This is a genomic window from Brevibacillus sp. FSL K6-6036, from assembly GCF_037964015.1.
GTDB classification, from domain to species: Bacteria; Bacillota; Bacilli; order Brevibacillales; family Brevibacillaceae; genus Brevibacillus; species Brevibacillus borstelensis.
On record NZ_CP150173.1, the window covers coordinates 100,448 to 116,992 of the forward strand.

21 protein-coding genes and 1 other annotated feature (1 of these 22 running past the window's edge) are annotated in these 16,545 nt (G+C 52.3%); of the genes, 19 read left to right on the forward strand and 2 right to left on the reverse strand.

Annotation, left to right across the window (positions count from 1 at the left end; all coding sequences use genetic code 11):
• The first annotated feature begins 242 nt into the window (after nt 1-242).
• From NST37_RS00635 to NST37_RS00665, 7 genes are all read left to right on the forward strand, one after another.
• Complete coding sequence (locus NST37_RS00635) at nt 243-1,655, forward strand: ATP-binding protein (protein ID WP_031933409.1); 1,413 nt, start codon at nt 243-245, stop codon at nt 1,653-1,655.
• A gap of 124 nt (nt 1,656-1,779) precedes the next feature.
• On the forward strand, nt 1,780-3,477 hold the full coding sequence (dnaX, locus tag NST37_RS00640; RefSeq protein ID WP_024984318.1) for a DNA polymerase III subunit gamma/tau: 1,698 nt from the start codon (nt 1,780-1,782) through the stop codon (nt 3,475-3,477).
• 33 nt (nt 3,478-3,510) lie between these two features.
• Nucleotides 3,511-3,822 (forward strand): YbaB/EbfC family nucleoid-associated protein, encoded by a 312-nt coding sequence (locus NST37_RS00645; RefSeq protein ID WP_003390191.1) that lies wholly within the window; start codon nt 3,511-3,513, stop codon nt 3,820-3,822.
• A 36-nt stretch (nt 3,823-3,858) separates the two neighbouring features.
• Nucleotides 3,859-4,455, forward strand: coding sequence for a recombination mediator RecR (gene recR / locus NST37_RS00650; protein WP_003390192.1), 597 nt, complete (start codon nt 3,859-3,861; stop codon nt 4,453-4,455).
• A 107-nt stretch (nt 4,456-4,562) separates the two neighbouring features.
• The gene (locus NST37_RS00655) at nt 4,563-5,537 is read left to right on the forward strand and encodes a CPBP family intramembrane glutamic endopeptidase (protein WP_172920818.1); all 975 of its coding nucleotides are present in this window, start codon (nt 4,563-4,565) and stop codon (nt 5,535-5,537) included.
• A 12-nt stretch (nt 5,538-5,549) separates the two neighbouring features.
• Complete coding sequence (locus NST37_RS00660) at nt 5,550-5,777, forward strand: DUF2508 family protein (protein WP_003390194.1); 228 nt, start codon at nt 5,550-5,552, stop codon at nt 5,775-5,777.
• Between the two features lie 11 nt (nt 5,778-5,788).
• Nucleotides 5,789-6,055 (forward strand): pro-sigmaK processing inhibitor BofA family protein, encoded by a 267-nt coding sequence (locus NST37_RS00665; protein ID WP_003390195.1) that lies wholly within the window; start codon nt 5,789-5,791, stop codon nt 6,053-6,055.
• 12 nt (nt 6,056-6,067) lie between these two features.
• Here the strand turns inward: NST37_RS00665 and NST37_RS00670 are convergent, their stop codons facing one another.
• Entirely contained in the window at nt 6,068-6,586 is a 519-nt protein-coding gene (locus tag NST37_RS00670; protein ID WP_003390196.1) for a hypothetical protein, read from the reverse strand.
• 212 nt (nt 6,587-6,798) lie between these two features.
• Here NST37_RS00670 and NST37_RS00675 point away from each other — a divergent pair, with 212 nt between their 5' ends.
• The 12 genes from NST37_RS00675 (at nt 6,799) to rsmI (ending at nt 15,616) form a co-directional block, all read left to right on the forward strand.
• Entirely contained in the window at nt 6,799-7,821 is a 1,023-nt protein-coding gene (locus NST37_RS00675) for a hypothetical protein (RefSeq protein ID WP_051925624.1), read from the forward strand.
• Between the two features lie 47 nt (nt 7,822-7,868).
• A complete protein-coding gene (locus tag NST37_RS00680; protein ID WP_003390198.1) occupies nt 7,869-8,051 on the forward strand; it encodes a sigma factor G inhibitor Gin in 183 nt (60 codons plus the stop codon).
• A 79-nt stretch (nt 8,052-8,130) separates the two neighbouring features.
• Complete coding sequence (locus NST37_RS00685) at nt 8,131-9,636, forward strand: aminotransferase class I/II-fold pyridoxal phosphate-dependent enzyme (RefSeq protein WP_152562266.1); 1,506 nt, start codon at nt 8,131-8,133, stop codon at nt 9,634-9,636.
• 68 nt (nt 9,637-9,704) lie between these two features.
• The gene (tmk, locus tag NST37_RS00690) at nt 9,705-10,346 is read left to right on the forward strand and encodes a dTMP kinase (protein WP_031933413.1); all 642 of its coding nucleotides are present in this window, start codon (nt 9,705-9,707) and stop codon (nt 10,344-10,346) included.
• A gap of 144 nt (nt 10,347-10,490) precedes the next feature.
• The gene (locus NST37_RS00695; RefSeq protein WP_003390201.1) at nt 10,491-10,820 is read left to right on the forward strand and encodes a cyclic-di-AMP receptor; all 330 of its coding nucleotides are present in this window, start codon (nt 10,491-10,493) and stop codon (nt 10,818-10,820) included.
• An 88-nt stretch (nt 10,821-10,908) separates the two neighbouring features.
• On the forward strand, nt 10,909-11,355 hold the full coding sequence (locus NST37_RS00700) for a YaaR family protein (RefSeq protein WP_003390202.1): 447 nt from the start codon (nt 10,909-10,911) through the stop codon (nt 11,353-11,355).
• 9 nt (nt 11,356-11,364) lie between these two features.
• On the forward strand, nt 11,365-12,345 hold the full coding sequence (holB, locus tag NST37_RS00705; RefSeq protein WP_024984326.1) for a DNA polymerase III subunit delta': 981 nt from the start codon (nt 11,365-11,367) through the stop codon (nt 12,343-12,345).
• Nucleotides 12,346-12,347: 2 nt separating this feature from the next.
• Nucleotides 12,348-13,163, forward strand: coding sequence for a stage 0 sporulation family protein (locus tag NST37_RS00710; protein WP_003390204.1), 816 nt, complete (start codon nt 12,348-12,350; stop codon nt 13,161-13,163).
• Between the two features lie 40 nt (nt 13,164-13,203).
• Nucleotides 13,204-13,572: a DNA replication initiation control protein YabA gene (gene yabA, locus NST37_RS00715; RefSeq protein ID WP_003390205.1), complete on the forward strand. Its 369-nt coding sequence runs from the start codon at nt 13,204-13,206 to the stop codon at nt 13,570-13,572.
• Nucleotides 13,573-13,708: 136 nt separating this feature from the next.
• Complete coding sequence (locus tag NST37_RS00720; protein WP_003390206.1) at nt 13,709-14,476, forward strand: tRNA1(Val) (adenine(37)-N6)-methyltransferase; 768 nt, start codon at nt 13,709-13,711, stop codon at nt 14,474-14,476.
• Entirely contained in the window at nt 14,451-14,735 is a 285-nt protein-coding gene (locus NST37_RS00725; RefSeq protein WP_003390207.1) for a GIY-YIG nuclease family protein, read from the forward strand. The genes NST37_RS00720 and NST37_RS00725 overlap by 26 nt, the downstream gene beginning before the upstream one ends.
• The gene (gene rsmI, locus NST37_RS00730; RefSeq protein WP_003390209.1) at nt 14,732-15,616 is read left to right on the forward strand and encodes a 16S rRNA (cytidine(1402)-2'-O)-methyltransferase; all 885 of its coding nucleotides are present in this window, start codon (nt 14,732-14,734) and stop codon (nt 15,614-15,616) included. Before NST37_RS00725 ends, rsmI begins: the two co-directional genes overlap by 4 nt.
• 92 nt (nt 15,617-15,708) lie before the next feature.
• Here rsmI and NST37_RS00735 read toward each other — a convergent pair whose 3' ends face one another.
• Nucleotides 15,709-15,960: an AbrB/MazE/SpoVT family DNA-binding domain-containing protein gene (locus tag NST37_RS00735; protein WP_003390211.1), complete on the reverse strand. Its 252-nt coding sequence runs from the start codon at nt 15,958-15,960 to the stop codon at nt 15,709-15,711.
• 430 nt (nt 15,961-16,390) lie between these two features.
• Nucleotides 16,391-16,545: a binding site (T-box leader), on the forward strand; it runs 95 nt beyond the window's last position.

Here is a 16,545-nt window from a genome sequence, read left to right on the forward strand (position 1 = left end):
TATAAATAATGAAGAACAGACGGTATGTTCCTGAGCGGATCGTACCGTTTTTTATTTAGCCATAGACTGCCATGAGCCGTTCATGACAATTTTTGTTGCTTTCTGGCGATCTCTAGCGAAAACATTTCCGGTAAAAATCGGTTGTTTCGGAAGGTTATTCCCATTTTTTTGACGAAATTGTATGTGAACGGCAGACGCTTGAAAAATGCTAAGGTCAGGGGGGACAAGCTGTGGGAGAATCAATGTCGTTACATCTCGTCGGCTCGTCCAAAAGATTGCAACAGTTTGTCCAACAGTTGCCAACTGCTATTTTCCTGGTAGATCAAGCGGGATGTATCGTAGAGGTGAATGAACAGCTGTTGCGTGTCACAGGCTATCGATACGAAGAGCTGATCAACAAGCCCTTTCACCTTCTTTTGCCGTACGACGGTACGATAGAGCAGTTGTATTTGGAACTAATGGGCCAGGAAGCTGACCAAACGCTGGATGTGCTCTGGCAGGACAGTCAGGGCAGAACTGGCAAAACGCCAGCGATAATTATGATGCAGCCCGGAGAACATCCGTCTTATGTGGTCCACTTGTTTGAGCTGGGCAAAGAAACGGAGAACACGCTCTCCCAGAGGCTGATTGACAAACTTACGAATGACAGCAGCCTGGGTTTGTTTGTGCTGGATGAGCAAGGACGTATCGTAGAAGCGAGTCAAATGGCTTGCAAACTGCTGGGAAAAAACCGCATGGAGGTCATCAATAAGCACGTAGACCAAATCTTCGCCGGGATACCGGAGGACCATCGACTCATCAGGCGCGAGCTGTTGGACGGTGTCAAGCTCTACAACATGGCGACGTCATGGAGCAATGACAACCAACGCTACGAACTCATTGTCGACGCCAACACGCTTCAGGATGAATCGGGAAAAACCGTAGGGGCTTTCTTTCTCTTTAAAGATATAACAAATCTGCGCTCCTTCGAGCAAAAAATAGAGCGGAACGAAAGGCTGGCCATGATCGGGCAGATCGCTGCCGGCACCGCACACGAAATCCGCAATCCGCTCACGTCCATAAAAGGTTTTTTGCAAATGTTTTTGCAATCGTTTAGCGAAAACGGGATGGATCGCGAACGAACCTATACCGAAATCATGTTGACGGAGATCAACCGGATCAACTCTCTTGTCAGCGAGTTTTTACTGCTGAGCAAGCCCCGTGATGTGCAGTACGCGATCGTCGATTTGAATACCGTTTTTGAGGAAATCCTGCCGATCGTGGAATCGCAGGCTTTGCTCTACGGCGTTGAAGTCCAGTTTTCGTCCCGAGGCAAATTGCCGCTTGTCGTGGGGGATACCGAACTATTGAAACAGGTTTTCATCAATATTTGCAAAAACGGGATTGAGGCCATGGGAGAACAGGGGACCTTGAACATCTCCCACCACATCGATCCAGACGGCGACAAGGTCAGCATTGATATCAGAGATTCCGGACCGGGAATACCGTTGTACATTATTGACAAAATATTCGACCCTTTCTTTACCACAAAAGAAGAGGGGACCGGCCTGGGCCTGTCTGTTTGCCAAAAGATCATTCACGATATCGGTGGACAGATTCGCGTTTCCACCAAAGGATATGGCACGACCTTCCACATCCTGCTCCCCTATTTGTAAACAAGACCTTCTACGAGGCGTCCCGCAAGCAGTACGGGGCGTTTTCTTTGTACGATGCGGAGCAGATGTTGTATAATAGATGAGATTCGGAAGAGGACTGTGCAGATTGGAGTGTCACACAACCATGGCTTACACCGCGCTGTATCGCGTTTACCGACCGCAAGCCTTTCAAGACGTGGTAGGACAAGAGCATGTGACCGTCACCTTGCGCAATGCGTTGCGCGAGCAAAGGCTGTCTCACGCCTATTTGTTCAACGGTCCCCGAGGTACAGGCAAGACCAGTGCAGCCAAAATTATGGCCAAGGCTGTAAACTGCGAGCAGCCGCAGGATGGCGAGCCGTGCAATCAGTGCGATACCTGCAAGGCAATCACCGACGGCTCCGTCACCGATGTACTGGAAATCGACGCCGCCTCCAACCGGGGGGTTGAGGAGATACGAGACATTCGCGACAAGGTAAAATTTGCTCCCAGCGATGTCAGGTACAAGGTGTACATTATTGACGAAGTGCATATGCTGACGACGGAAGCGTTTAATGCGCTGTTAAAAACGCTGGAGGAACCTCCTCCCCACGTCATTTTTATTTTAGCGACGACTGAACCGCACAAACTGCCTGCTACGATTATCTCTCGCTGCCAGCGCTTCGATTTTCACCGCATCCCGCTGAGGGAGATGGTCAGGCGTTTGTCATATATTTGTGAAGCGCAGCAGGTGCGGGTAGAAGAGCAAGCCTTGACGCTGGTGGCAAAACTGGCGGAGGGCGGCATGCGTGATGCGCTGAGCCTGCTGGATCAAGCGATCAGCTACTCCAAGGATCAGGTAACAGCTGCTGACATTATGCAGATAACGGGAACGGTTTCACAGGGGTACTTTTCCGTATTGGCCAAACATATCGCCGAACGCGATGTAGCTCCGGTCATGGAGCAGTTTGACAAGGTGATGGTGCAAGGGAAAGACCCTGAGCAATTTTTAAACGATTTTCTCCACTACTATCGAGATATGCTGCTCCTGAAGACAGCACCTCACTTGGAAGAAATCGTGGAACGGACAACGATCGACGAACAGTTCGCCCAAGTGGCAAAGCTGTACGAGATAGCCGACCTCTACGAGGCCATTGAGACATGCAATCAGGCACTTACCCAATTGAAATGGTCTACCTACTCTCGCGTACTGGTGGAACTGACGCTGGTGAAATTATGCCAAGTGCAGGGGAAAGCTCCGGCAGCACCCGTACAAAGTGCTGTGGGGAATGACGACCTGGCTGCACTTGTCAATCGCGTCAGAGTGCTGGAAGAGAAGCTTGCGCAGCTCGCCCAGGGGCAGGCCATGGAAGCCGGTCAACCGAGAGCAGAGGAACCGCGAAAAAGTGAAGCGCGCCGTCCGGCTGCTGCCGGTGGGGGTTCGCGGACACCGATGAACAAGGTGCGGGAAGCGGCAATGGCCATCGATGAAGCGATGTCCCGTCAGGTCCGTGGCCAGTGGAGCCAGATATTGGCCGAGGTCAAAAAGGTCAAAATCCAGTATCAAGCCTGGTTGGTTAACGGGCAGCCCGCTGCAGTTGGCGGCGATTCGATCATCGTTACCTTTACCAGCCCGATTCACTGCGACAAGACGATGGAGCCGGAATTGAAAAGCGTGATCGAGCGGGCCATTTTCGCTGTAATTGGCAAGCAGCTGCAGCTTCTCTCCGTCATGGAAGAAGAGTGGCAGTCGGTTCACCAGCAAGCGGCGCAGGGAGAGGCTCAGACGCAAGAGGAGCAGGACCCGTTTGTGGCCGAGGCCATCCGTCTGGTGGGCGAGGGACTTGTTGAAGTGAAAGAATAGATAACCACACATCCGATTAAGGAGGACACCCACGTGAAAAACATGCAACAAATGATGCGTCAAGTAAAGAAAATGCAGGAAGAGATGCAAAAAGCCCAGGAAGGCCTGAAGGAAAAGGTAGTGGAAAGCTCTGCTGGCGGCGGCGCCGTAATGGTAAAGGCCAATGGTCATAAGGAAATTATCGACATTACGATCAAGCCGGAAGTAGTGGACGCCGATGATGTGGAAATGCTGCAGGACCTCGTTTTGACCGCTGTCAACGATGCTCTGCGCAAAGTCGATGAATTGGTCGGCAAAGAAATGGGACGCTTTACCGGAGGGATGAACATTCCGGGATTGTTCTAGTCGCGCACGTCGGAGCCTTTTGAAGGAGTAGAAGCGATGTTTTATCCCGAACCGGTCTCAAAACTGATCGAAGGCTTTATGAAACTGCCAGGCATCGGTCCGAAAACGGCAGGACGCCTGGCCTTTTTTGTACTCAATATGAAAGAGGACGATGTCCTGGACTTGGCCAAGGCGCTGGTCAATGCCAAGCGCCAATTGCAGTATTGCTCTGTTTGCAACAACATCACCGATCTCGATCCGTGCCATATTTGCCGCGACAAACGTCGGGACGGCTCGATCATCTGCGTCGTACAGGAGCCGAAAGACGTGGTGGCGATGGAAAAGACCCGGGAGTTCGAGGGGTATTACCATGTGCTGCACGGAGCCATCTCCCCTATGGATGGGATTGGGCCGGAGGACATTCGCATCCCTGATCTGCTCAAGCGGCTGGGAGACGAGCAGGTGAAGGAAGTCATTTTGGCGACGAATCCCAATATCGAAGGAGAAGCGACGGCGATGTACATTTCCCGTCTGATCAAGCCGTTCGGTATTCGGGTCACGCGGATCGCCCACGGATTGCCGGTTGGCGGTGATTTGGAGTACGCAGACGAGGTTACGCTGACCAAGGCATTGGAAGGGCGACGGGAATTATAAGAGAAAATGCAATACCTCAAACCCAGACAGGCTTGCCTGTCTTTTTTTTTCAAAAAACTACTTTTTTGCTAGGACGAGACATAAAGTGTAACGGGGAGAGTGAGACAATGCTGAATGGACCGGGGCTGCTGCTCTCGGAAAGGACACAGAAAGACCGGACGAAGAGCTGGGCGATCGTCCTGTTTATCGGCTATTGGGTCATGTTTGCAGCGGAGTTGTTCATGGTCCGCTTTCAGCGGGGAACTGACGGCTTATGGGTGGCGACAACTGCTGAGGAGCCGGCAGCGTGGCTCGTTATTCTCATATTGAGTGTCACAGGGATAAGTCTGCTGGTTTCCATCGTGTATGCGGTGCAAGCGGCGAGAAACCGGGGGAGAGGGGACTGGCTGTGGACCCCGTCCGAAGTGACGGGCAGTGATGTGCTGCACGTAGTCGCATGGCTTCACGTGTTTCAGACATGTACGCTGGTGTTGTATGGATTGGTGGTGCCTGCCACGCTTTTTCCCGCAGGGTCGATTGGCAGTTTTGTTGAATCTGCATCCTTTCAGCTTTTTATTTTGGTGCTTGTGCCGCTGCTGCTGCGAGGGCGCCTGGATCAGATAGGCGTTTGCAGGCCGCGTCAGTTGGGATGGATGATCGTCAGTTTGATCCTGTTGTTTTTGGCTGTCATGCTGCTGCTTGATGTGGCAGTGACCAAACCGGTCGCTGAATGGTTTGGACTGGCACTCGACTCGGAGAGAGAAAAGCAGATCGAACAGGAAATCGTCCATGCGCGCGAACGCAACGGATGGGCTGTCTTGACCTCGCTAGTGATGATCGGGGGGCTGGTTCCGCTTGCGGAGGAATTGCTGTTCCGCGGTGTGGTGCAAACGTTCCTCGTGAGCCGGCTCGGTGCCGTGATCGGCATTTTTATCAGCAGTCTGTGGTTTGCGTTGATACATGTGGATATCGCTTTGCTTGCACCGCTGTTTGCGATGGGCGTATTCCTCGGGTATCTGCGCCATCGTTTCCAATCAATATGGGGGGCCGTACTCCTGCATGCACTCAATAATATGGCCGGTGTTCTTTATTACTTCCAATAGGGAGGATGGGCAATGGGCTTTTGGAGGCAGGAAAAACCATCAGTTACATGGGGAAGCAACGGAATTGAGGAAGCGGTCAACCGCGCTCGGCTCGACTGGCAGCACGCCAGCCATCTGATGGAAATCAGCGAGCCGGACAACGGGCTGGAAGATGCTATTTACTACCTGCAGCTAACTGAAAAACGCTACATGTATCTGCTCTCCCATGCGAAAAGGGAGCGGGAACACCAACAAGCGTAAGGGGGATTTCCATGACATCAGGGTGGTTGATTGCCCTGCTCGTTGCGGGGATGTTGCTGTTGATTGCGGCCAGCAAATCAGTATGGGGGCCGATCCGCTGGCTTGGATTCGGTGTCATGCAGCTGGTCATTGGCGCCGTTTTGCTGTTTTTCGCCAACCTCGTCGGGGAACTGGCCGACTTTCACATTCCGATCAACCCTGTTACGGCTCTACTGACCGGGTTGTTGCGATTGCCGGGTCTGGCCGCTCTGATCGTGATCAAAATGTGGATGATCTAAAAGCTGACAAAGTCAGCCGTCGGTCAGCAGAAAGGCGACACTGCGATTTTCGTATTTGACGCGGCAATGCTTAGGCAGGCGGAGGGAAACAAGCAGGGCCAACAGCCTTGGCAGCGCAGCAATAATCGCACCGGCAAAAAGTGTAATGCCATAGGGAACGGGCAGCCAGACGTACAGGAATGCGGTCAGAAACAGGCTTCCTGCCAGAACGGTCGCTTCCGCACCACGATAGGCCGAGAGCGGGACAGGCAGTCGATAGCCGGCTCCCCACCAGGGTGAGAACAGCATGTCTGGAGTCGTCTGAGGAGCATGCCCCCGCAAGTGAACGTACATGCGAAATAAACAGAGATGGATGATCGCTATTCCCGGCAACACAGCCAATGAGACAACCAGGGCTGGAGCCGGGATTGCCAGCAGGCGTGCAGCAGCCGCAAAAACCAGTCCGAAAAGCAAGAGCTGTAACAGTGATCCGGCCAAGCGCCAGCGAAAACGGCGCACCAGTTTATAGCTATAAATGGTTTGGTTTTCCATATGCCACATCCATTCGTTCTACGTACTCAAGTGTCATCATTTACTACTACCCTCGGATAATCCAGCCGTAAACCGGGAAAATTATTCAAAAATGCCCGTCACTTTACGTGCTGGCTGCACGGGGTACATCCCTATTATGGCATAGCCTCTCTTTGCGAGGAAGACGGGCATGTCTTGGCAGAGGACGACGAAACAGGAGGCGGAGAACGATATTGCCAGAGGATATGATCACACTCAGGGAAATCTCCGGTGTGACTCTTTCGGAATCGCGGAAGGCCGAACTGCGCAAGCTCGGGCTGGAGATATGCTCCGGGGAGGAAAGCGGAGCAAGCATTCAAGCGGACGGCATTCTGGTGGGCGGTCAGCCGGACAATTATGTAGAGGATCGGATCCAAATTGTTGAGGCGGGGGATGGTCCCCGTCTATTGCTCGTCTATGGGGACAAAATCCGGGCGGGGCTGGCAGATGAATGGTCGGCTGCCCATCCCGGGTGGGAAGTGATCCGGATGTTCCGTTTTTCGGACGGAGACAAAGTGCTGCTGGGCGGAGAGCCGTCTGGCAAATGGATGCGAAAGCTGAGTCGGCAGCTCGCCCGGCGAAACATAATTTCGCTCCTATGCCGCAGAGGTGAGGTTGACGAGGCTGTCCGTCAGCTGGGACTTTATTTGACGTGGAAAGAACGGTTTTTTATGCGCCTTGGCGAGGTATGTGACGAAGAAGGCTCGCAGCTGCGAATCCAGGTGCTGGCGCGTGCACTCGGCATGGACAAACGAGTCGGACAAGGCTGGCTGTACCCGGAGCGGAAGAGCCAGACACGGCTCTGCCGCTGGTTGGACCAGCAGCTTCAGCAAGTGTTAAAAAGAACAAATGTACATAGGATTACACTGTGGGGAAATATTTCGTTTTGGCTGCAATTTCCTGCAAGCGGGTTGCTTGGAAAGGAAGTTCGGCTGTTCTCCTCCGCAGTCGATCACGCCAAAGCCGAAACCGTACCCGCCGAATGGTCTGTATACGAGGATTGGCGTTCAGCCCTGTCCCAGTCGGATCTGCTGATGATTGGGACCGCCGATCCAGTTATTTCGGAGATGCCGCTGCCTGTGCTCGCCAGGGAGATGGCCAAACCGATTGTCATCGATGCTTGTTCATGCTTTCCTATAGAAGAAGCAGAATCATGCCGGATAATCTACCGAGCTATCGGCGAAAACACGAACGTTTGGGAATGGAGCCGATTATAATGGGGTATAATGGTTGGTAGATTGAGGGAAAAGGGCAGGCGTTTACTATGGAAAGAGTTGCTCAGCGATGCATCGTCTGTGAGGAAGAACGATTGGACGGGATCGCGATCTGTGAGCAGTTTATCTGCCAACATTGCGAGCAGGAAATGGTGCACACTGACGTACAAGATGCCAAATATCCATTTTTTATTCATCAGATGAGACGCATCTGGCTCACAAAAGACGCGTAGCTACGTTCAAAAAAGGCATTGGCCAAAGGGCCCGTGCCTTTTTCCGTTTTCGCCGACTTGCGGGTAAAATCATGCTACAATGAAAAAAGTTGAAAAAAAGGACGTGAAGCTCGTGCGGGAAAAAAGCCCTGGCTACGGGGAGAGGCAGCGGCGCGCTCCCTTGTACGAACAGTTAGTCAAACACGCAAGCAGGCATCCGCATCCTTTTCATGTGCCTGGACATAAAATGGGACACAGCTTTGACCAGATCGGCAGGGAAACATTCGGTCCCTTACTGGAGCTGGATATGACGGAAATAACCGGGATGGACGATCTGCACCATCCCGAAGGCGTGATTGCGGAAGCCCAGGAGTTGGCGGCGGAAGCATTCGGTGCCGAGGAAACCCGGTTTTTGATCGGGGGCAGCACAGTCGGAAATATGGCGTTAATTATGGCGGTTTGTCGCCCCGGTGAGAAAATTCTGGTGCAGCGCAATTGCCACAAATCCGTTTTTCACGGCATGATGCTGGCTAGAGCCAATCCGGTCTATATTGTGCCTGCGGTCGATCCGGCCAGCGGGGTTGCTGCAGGCTTGCGCCGGGAGGACGTAGAGCGGGCTCTGATTGCCCATCCGGATGCGAAAGCCGTCTTTTTAACCAATCCAACCTATTACGGCATGGGCATCGACCTTGCCAAGATGGCCGCCACGGTTCACCGCTTTGGCGTGCCGCTGCTGGTCGATGAGGCGCATGGCTCGCATTACGGCTTTCACCCGGCTTTTCCGCAGTCGGCCATGGAAAGCGGGGCGGATGCTGCGGTGCAGTCCACGCATAAAATGACGACGGCACTCACGATGTCGTCCATGCTGCATGTACAGGGCAACCGGATCGACCGGGAGCGTTTGGCCCGCAGCCTCGCGCTGCTGCAGTCATCCAGCCCGTCCTACCTGTTGATGGCCTCGCTGGATCTCGCCAGACGCCATCTCGTTATGGAAGCGGCCCAGGAGTGGGATGAGCTTCTCCCGTTACTGGACGAGCTGAGGGAGGCTGTCCGCGAAATGTCATGGCTGGAGCTTGCGGGAATCGAGTCCACGAGTGTATATAGCACGATGGATCCGCTAAAGCTGATGCTCATGCCGCGGGCTGCCGATTTGGACGGGTTCGGGCTGCAGCAGGTTCTGGAGGATTTCCGGATTTACCCCGAGCTTGCAGACACAGGGCATGTTTTGCTGGCAGCCTCGTCAGGTACCAGGCCGGCGGATATCGATCAGCTACTGCATGCACTGACATCGATCCCGGAGAAGCCAGATCGTCAGCCAAAACGCATTCTGCAACCGGGAATCGTCTCCTCCAGCTTTTTGCGCGAGCAGGCGATGCCGATCCACGAGGCGATGGACGCCCCGCTGGTCAGTGTGCCTCTGGAGCAGTCGCTGGGGCGGATAGCGGGAGAAATGATCATTCCTTACCCGCCGGGAATTCCGTTGTTGACCCCGGGCGAGAGGATCGATGAATCCTTCCTTGCCTTGCTGAAAGAACTGAGAAAAAGCCAGGTCAGATTTCAGGGAGTCCGGGATTCCCGGCTCGATTCGATAGTAGTCGTCCGGTAACCGCACTTTGATGCGGAAGCGCCGGGCAGGCAGCTTCCGGGCTGCTCATTTGAAATGTGGAGGGAGCAATTGTCGTGACAACGAGAAAGACTGGTCGGTTCATCACCATAGAAGGAGCAGATGGGGCCGGAAAATCGACCGTGGCAGCCCGCCTGTATGACGAACTGCGAACAAAGGGCTGGGATGTCATGCTGACGCGGGAGCCGGGCGGCATTGAGATCGCTGAAAAAATTCGCGAGATCATCCTCGATCCAAAGTACGTCAATATGGACAAACGGACCGAAGCCCTGCTCTATGCAGCGGCGAGAAGGCAGCATTTGGCGGAAAAGGTGTTTCCTGCGTTGGCAGAGGGTAAACTGGTTCTATGCGATCGTTTTATAGATAGCAGCCTTGCCTACCAGGGATACGCCAGAGGGCTGGGGATTGACGAGGTATTTGCCATCAACCAGTTTGCTGTAGAAGACTGCATGCCGGATTTGACGCTGTATTTTGACGTCCGTCCCGAGGTTGGGCTGGCCCGGATCAATGCCACAAAAGGGCGGGAGGTCAATCGACTGGATCTGGAAGCGCTGGAGTTCCATGAGAAAGTCAGGGAAGGGTACCAGATTGTCAAAGACCGTTTTGCCGATCGGTTTATCGTCATCGATGCGGAGCGGCCGGCAGATGAGGTGTTCGCGGAAGCATTAGCGCAGCTCGAGGCGCGTTTGTAAGGTTGGGGTACCGTAGTTGCGTGTACATGCTGTATACTATGAATAAGAAGAATATCGTTACACTGCCCCAGCTTTCTTCATATTATAGAAGGAAGACAGGTATTCGACTGTAAACCAAAACTACGCGGAAAGGGTGAGCGCCGTATGAAAATGGTGGTTGCTGTCGTTCAGGACAAAGACAGTGGTCGTCTGTCACAGCAGTTGGTGAAGAAGGGTTTCCGAGCCACAAAATTGGCAAGTACCGGAAGCTTTTTGCGCGCAGGCAATACGACATTTTTGATTGGTACGAATGACGAAAGTCTGCCGGATGTCATTGATATTATTCAACAGAACTGCAAATCACGCAAACAGATGGTCACCCCTGTCTCACCCTTGAGCAATGCCGTCGACTCGTTTATGCCCTATCCGCTTGAGGTTCAGGTGGGTGGCGCTGCGGTCTTTGTTTTGGATGTCCAACAGTTTCACTCATTTTAACAACGATGCGTACAAGGCATCTCCTTTTTGCGGCTGCTTTCGTATATACTGAAACAAGGCGGCAAAGGAGACTTGTCGGAGGTGCCGGATGAAAATCAGCGAAGGATTCAGACCAATCGCGGATATGGGCAAAGCTTCAGACATGCGGAAGACTTCAGAGACGGGGAAAGCAGCCTTTGCTGAAGTGATCAGGGAAGAAGAGCAGCGCATGTCCCGAGACCAGCTGATCAAGCTTTTCAACGACATCGACAAGCAAGGCCAAATTCTCGCTCGTTCCCGCTCCATCCGCGATTTTTACCGCTATAAACAGCTGATCAAGGAGTTCATGGAAGAGGCAGTCAAATACGGAATGGCCCTCGATGACCGGAGTGGGACGAATCGCCGGGGACAAAGCAAGCTGTATAAAATGATCAAGGAAGTAGATGCACAGCTCCTTCGGCTTGCCGATGAAATCGTAGATGTCCATTCGCCCATTATCGACATGCTGGGACGGATCGGCGAAATTCGCGGGATGCTGATCAATATGTATTTTTAGGTGAAAACCATGACATGGACAACATTTTCGCAGCAGCCCCGTGCGGCTGAGCTGCTCCATCATAGCCTGCGCAATGACCGGCTGGCACATGCCTACCTGTTTACCGGACCCAAGGGCGCGGGAAAAAAACAGATGGCCCTGCATCTGGCAAAATCCCTCTTTTGTCAAGAGAAAGAGGCGGATGCCTGCGGGGCCTGTCTCTCATGCAGGCGCATTGAGGCCGGAAACCATCCGGATATTACGGTCATCACACCGGATGGGGCTTCCATCAAAATCGATCAGATTCGCCATCTTCAAAAAGAAATGGCAATGCGCGCCGTAGAATCGATTCACAAGGTGTACATTCTTGAGCATGTAGACAAAATGACGACGCAGGCAGCCAACAGTCTGCTGAAATTTTTGGAGGAACCCCCTGCCGGTGTGATTGCCATGCTTTTGACAGAGCAAAGTCACGCCATTTTGCCTACCATCCTGTCACGCTGTCAAATCATTCATTTCTCTCCACTTTCTGCCGAAGCCATCGCCGAAAAATTGGTCTTGGAGGGCGTCTCCGCAGGAATGGCCAGGATCGCGTCCCACATTACGTCAAATTTGGAAGAAGCCCGTGTGCTCAGTCAAGCAGAATGGTTTGCACAGCTAAGAAATGTAATGATACAATTGGTGCAGGAATGCAAACAACACAACTCCTCAGCACTCTATACCATTCACGATATGTTGCAAAAGAGCGACAAATTAAAGGAGGAACTGCCCCTCTTTTTGGATTTGCTCATCCTTTGGCTGCGCGATATCCTGTATGTGCAAGTAGACAGACATGCCCATCTCATCAACAGCGACCAACAGGATGTGCTGCAAGGACAAGCCTTGATTTGGACAAAAGCTGAGCTCTTGCATGGGATCGATCTGGTCATGGAAACGAAAAATCGGATAGAGCGAAACGCCAACGCACAGTTGGCCCTTGAGCGGTTGGTTCTTCAAATCCAGGAGGGATAACCTTGTACGAGGTTGTAGGTGTCCGTTTTAAAAAAGCGGGCAAAATATATTACTTTGACCCTGACCAGCTGCCGATCGAGCGGGATTCTTCCGTGATCGTCGAGACGGCGAGAGGGGTAGAATACGGCAAGGTTGTAATCGGTCGCAAGCAAGTGGCTGACTCCGACGTGGTTTTGCCGTTGAAAAAAGTCATCCGGATGGCAGATGAGCGGGATGCGAAGCAGGTGGAGGAAAACAAGCAAGCCGCCAAAAACGCGTTTTCCGTTTGCCAGACGAAAATCAAGGAACACAAGCTGGAGATGAAGCTGGTCGACGTGGAATACACCTTCGACCGCAATAAAATCATCTTTTATTTTACAGCGGATGGACGAGTCGATTTCCGCGAGCTGGTCAAGGATTTGGCTTCCGTCTTTCGCACGCGCATCGAGCTTCGCCAGATCGGCGTTCGCGACGAAGCCAAAATGCTCGGCGGGATTGGCCCCTGTGGACGTCTTCTCTGCTGCTCCACGTTTTTGGGCGATTTCGAGCCCGTGTCGATCAAGATGGCCAAGGACCAAAATCTTTCATTGAATCCGGCGAAGATCTCCGGGTTGTGCGGACGGCTGATGTGCTGTCTGAAATATGAAAATGATAACTACGAAAGCACGCGCGACGAGATGCCTGACATCGGAGCATCGGTCACGACGCCGATGGGCGTAGGACGAGTGGTTTCCTTGAACATCCTGGATCACTCGATGCAGGTGGAGCTTTCGGAGAACAGACGGATTATGGAATTTGCGTTGGATGAAATCGTCGTGGGGCAGCCTACGTTTGAGTAGTCGATAGAAAAAGAACAGGTAGCGGGGATGAGGTGAGCAAGTGGACAAACGGGAAATCTTCGTCAAGATGGCCAGTATCGAGGAACGAATCGGCGATCTGTATCAAGAAATTGGCGAATTAAAGGACGTCATCGTCGTCTTGATGGAGGAGAACGCCCAATTACTCGTTGAAAACCAGCACCTTCGCAACCGACTGGACAAAAAGACGACCAAACCCGCACCGAAGCAAAAACGGTCCGAGCAGGTCAAAACCGAAGAAGCCAAGAAAAAAGTAGTCGGAGAAGGATACGATAATCTAGCGCGTTTATACGCGGAAGGATTCCATATCTGCAATGTGCATTTTGGCAGCTTGCGCAAGGAAGGGGACTGCTTGTTCTGCCTCTCTTTCCTCAGCGGGGTACAGAAATAAAACCAGAAATCATGAAGCAATGCGACAGAACTGAACAAGGAAGGAAAGCGACCTGGGCCCAAATGACAGGTCGCTTTTTCAGACCTGTATGAGCAAAAGACGTGGCTTGCAAAAGCAAAGGAGTAGAAAGTGACGAATGGATTCGGGGAAAAACGTGCCGCTTTACGAGTCGGAGCGGATCGATGACCTGCTGACTCACGAAATGAAAATCATTCAAAGCCATGAAGTGTTTTGTTTTTCGATGGATGCTGTGCTGCTCGCACGTTTCGCCTCCGTGCCCAAGCGCGGCAGAGTGCTGGACATGTGTACCGGCAACGGAGCGATTCCGCTGATTATGACGACGCGTTCCCCGGAAGCTGTATTTGAGGGTATCGAGCTTCAGCCCCGTTTGTACGACATGGCCAGTCGCAATGTTCAATTAAACAATCTGGGCGATCGGCTGACTATGCATCTCGGCGACGTAAAAGAAGCGGTGCAGTTGTTTGGCTACGGGAAATTCGACCTGATCACCTGCAATCCGCCGTACATGCCGGCGGGAAGCGGAGAGCACAACTTGAGCGAGCATTTTGCAATTGCCCGTCACGAGATCCGGTTATGCTTGGAGGACGTCATTCGGGTAGGGAGCCAGCTGTTGAAAAATGGCGGAAAATTGGCTTTGGTCCATCGGTCCACACGTCTGATCGACATCGTGACCTTGATGCGCCAGTACGGAATCGAGCCCAAACGGATGCGTCTCGTCTATCCAAGACGCGATGCCGAGCCCAATATGGTGTTGATCGAGGGAATCAGAAACGGCAAACCGGAGCTTCGCATCCAGCCCCCGCTGATTGTTTACGAGAACGGGGAGGAATACTGTGAAGAACTTCAGGAGATCTACTTTGGAAAACGCGATTCCCTCTCATAAAAGCCACTTTGTCTATATTCTGCGTTGTGCGGACGGGACGTACTACACCGGTTACACAACCGAGCTGGAGAGAAGAATCCGCGAGCACAACGAGGGAAAAGGAGCGAAATATACGAGAGGAAGGGGCCCTGTCGAGCTGATGTACATGGAAGAAGGTGTGGATCGTTCGTGGGGGCTGAAACGGGAGGAAGCAATCAAGCGGCTTTCCCGCCTTCAAAAGGAAGCGCTTATCAGTCAAGCGAAGGGAGGATGCGAGTGAACATCCAGCGAAGCTTTGCAGATGAACAGAAGGGTGTGCTGTATTTGGTAGCGACACCGATTGGCAATCTGGACGATATCTCCGTCCGCTGCCTGGAGACACTCCGCTCTGTGGATGTAATCGCCTGCGAGGATACACGCCAGACCAGAAAGCTGCTCACCCACTTTCAGATCGAGAAGCGTACGGTCAGCTACCACGAACACAACAAGGAGGCAAGCGGAAGCGGGCTGCTGCAGTGGTTGGCTGAAGGCAAGCAAATCGCTCTGGTAAGTGACGCCGGGCTTCCGGCCATCTCCGACCCGGGAGCGGATCTGGTCAGGGATGCCGTAGAGGCAGGGTATCCGGTCGTGCCCGTGCCTGGGGCGAATGCAGCGCTGACAGCACTGATTGCGTCCGGTCTGCCTACGGACCGGTTTGTGTTTTGCGGATTTTTGCCGCGGGAAAACAAGGATCGGCGGAAAGAACTGGAGCGGCTCAAATTTTATCCGGAAACGCTTCTGTTTTACGAAGCGCCGCACCGGATCGCAAAAACATTGGAAGCGATACGGGAAGAGTGGGGCGACAGACGGGCGGTTTTGGCCCGCGAGCTGACCAAGCGGTATGAGGAGTTTGCCCGCGGAACGCTGGATGAGCTGATCCGGCATATTCGAGAAGGAGAAGCCCGCGGAGAATATTGTCTGGTCGTTGAGGGGTTCACCGGGCAGGCCGAAAAAAATCCGGATGAAGATCAATGGTGGATGCAGGTCAGTGTCGTGGAGCATGTGGACCGATATTGTGAGCAGGGCTTTAGCAAGAAGGAAGCGATCAAACAAGCGGCAGATGACAGAGGCGTGTCAAAAAGGGACGTATACAACGAATACCACCGGGAGATGCCGCTCTAGCCGCCATACATAAAAAAGAGACTGGTTTCTCGCACCAGCCTCTTTTTTATTCATCCAATCATCATAGATGCAATTGTTCCGATCAGGAGGGCCTAGCGCTTAACTGCAGGCATCTCAGACAGGCAATCTTGGCATACAATCTTGCCTTTAAAATGGGATACGCGGTCCGCATTGCCACAGAAGATACAGGCAGGCTCGTACTTCTTCAGAATGATGCGCTCGCCGTCCACGTAAATTTCCAGCGCATCTTTTTCAGCAATCCCCAAAGTGCGACGCAATTCAATTGGAATAACGACGCGACCCAGCTCGTCCACTTTTCTAACAATACCTGTAGATTTCATCATGTCTAGCCTCTCCTCTCAAGATGTTTCAAAATGTCGTTTATTGTTTGAAACGGATTTATAGTCGTCAATATTCGACAATTTCCGGTGTTTTCATCATACCAGCGATTCCCAAAGGTGTCAACATTCATTTTACATTTAATTGAAGATGAATGTGTTTTTGGCATTGTAAATCCATACAGGAGCATCAATTACATGTGATGTTTGTATATATGGCTGTGTGCATGGAAAAAACTAACTGGGATTTTTGTGGGGGAAAGCAGTCAGTTAATGTCGAATGCCAAGGATATTATTCGACAAATTTCGATGATATCCATTTGTTGTTCGACAAACTGATGCAAATTTTCGAGAGAGTAGGCAGGCGCGATTGTTTCTAGGCAATGGTTTACAAACAAAACCCAATGTGTACAATAGAATAGTAAAGAAGCATAAATGATCGACCATGACGGGAAGAGTAGGCTTGCAAACTTATGACAGAGAGCCGGGGTAGCTGCGAACCGGTATAAGCGACCAAGCCGAACATGGACCCTGAGTTTCACGGATGAACGGGCACCTTGGCACCAGTAGTTCGTGACGTAAGCCTACGTT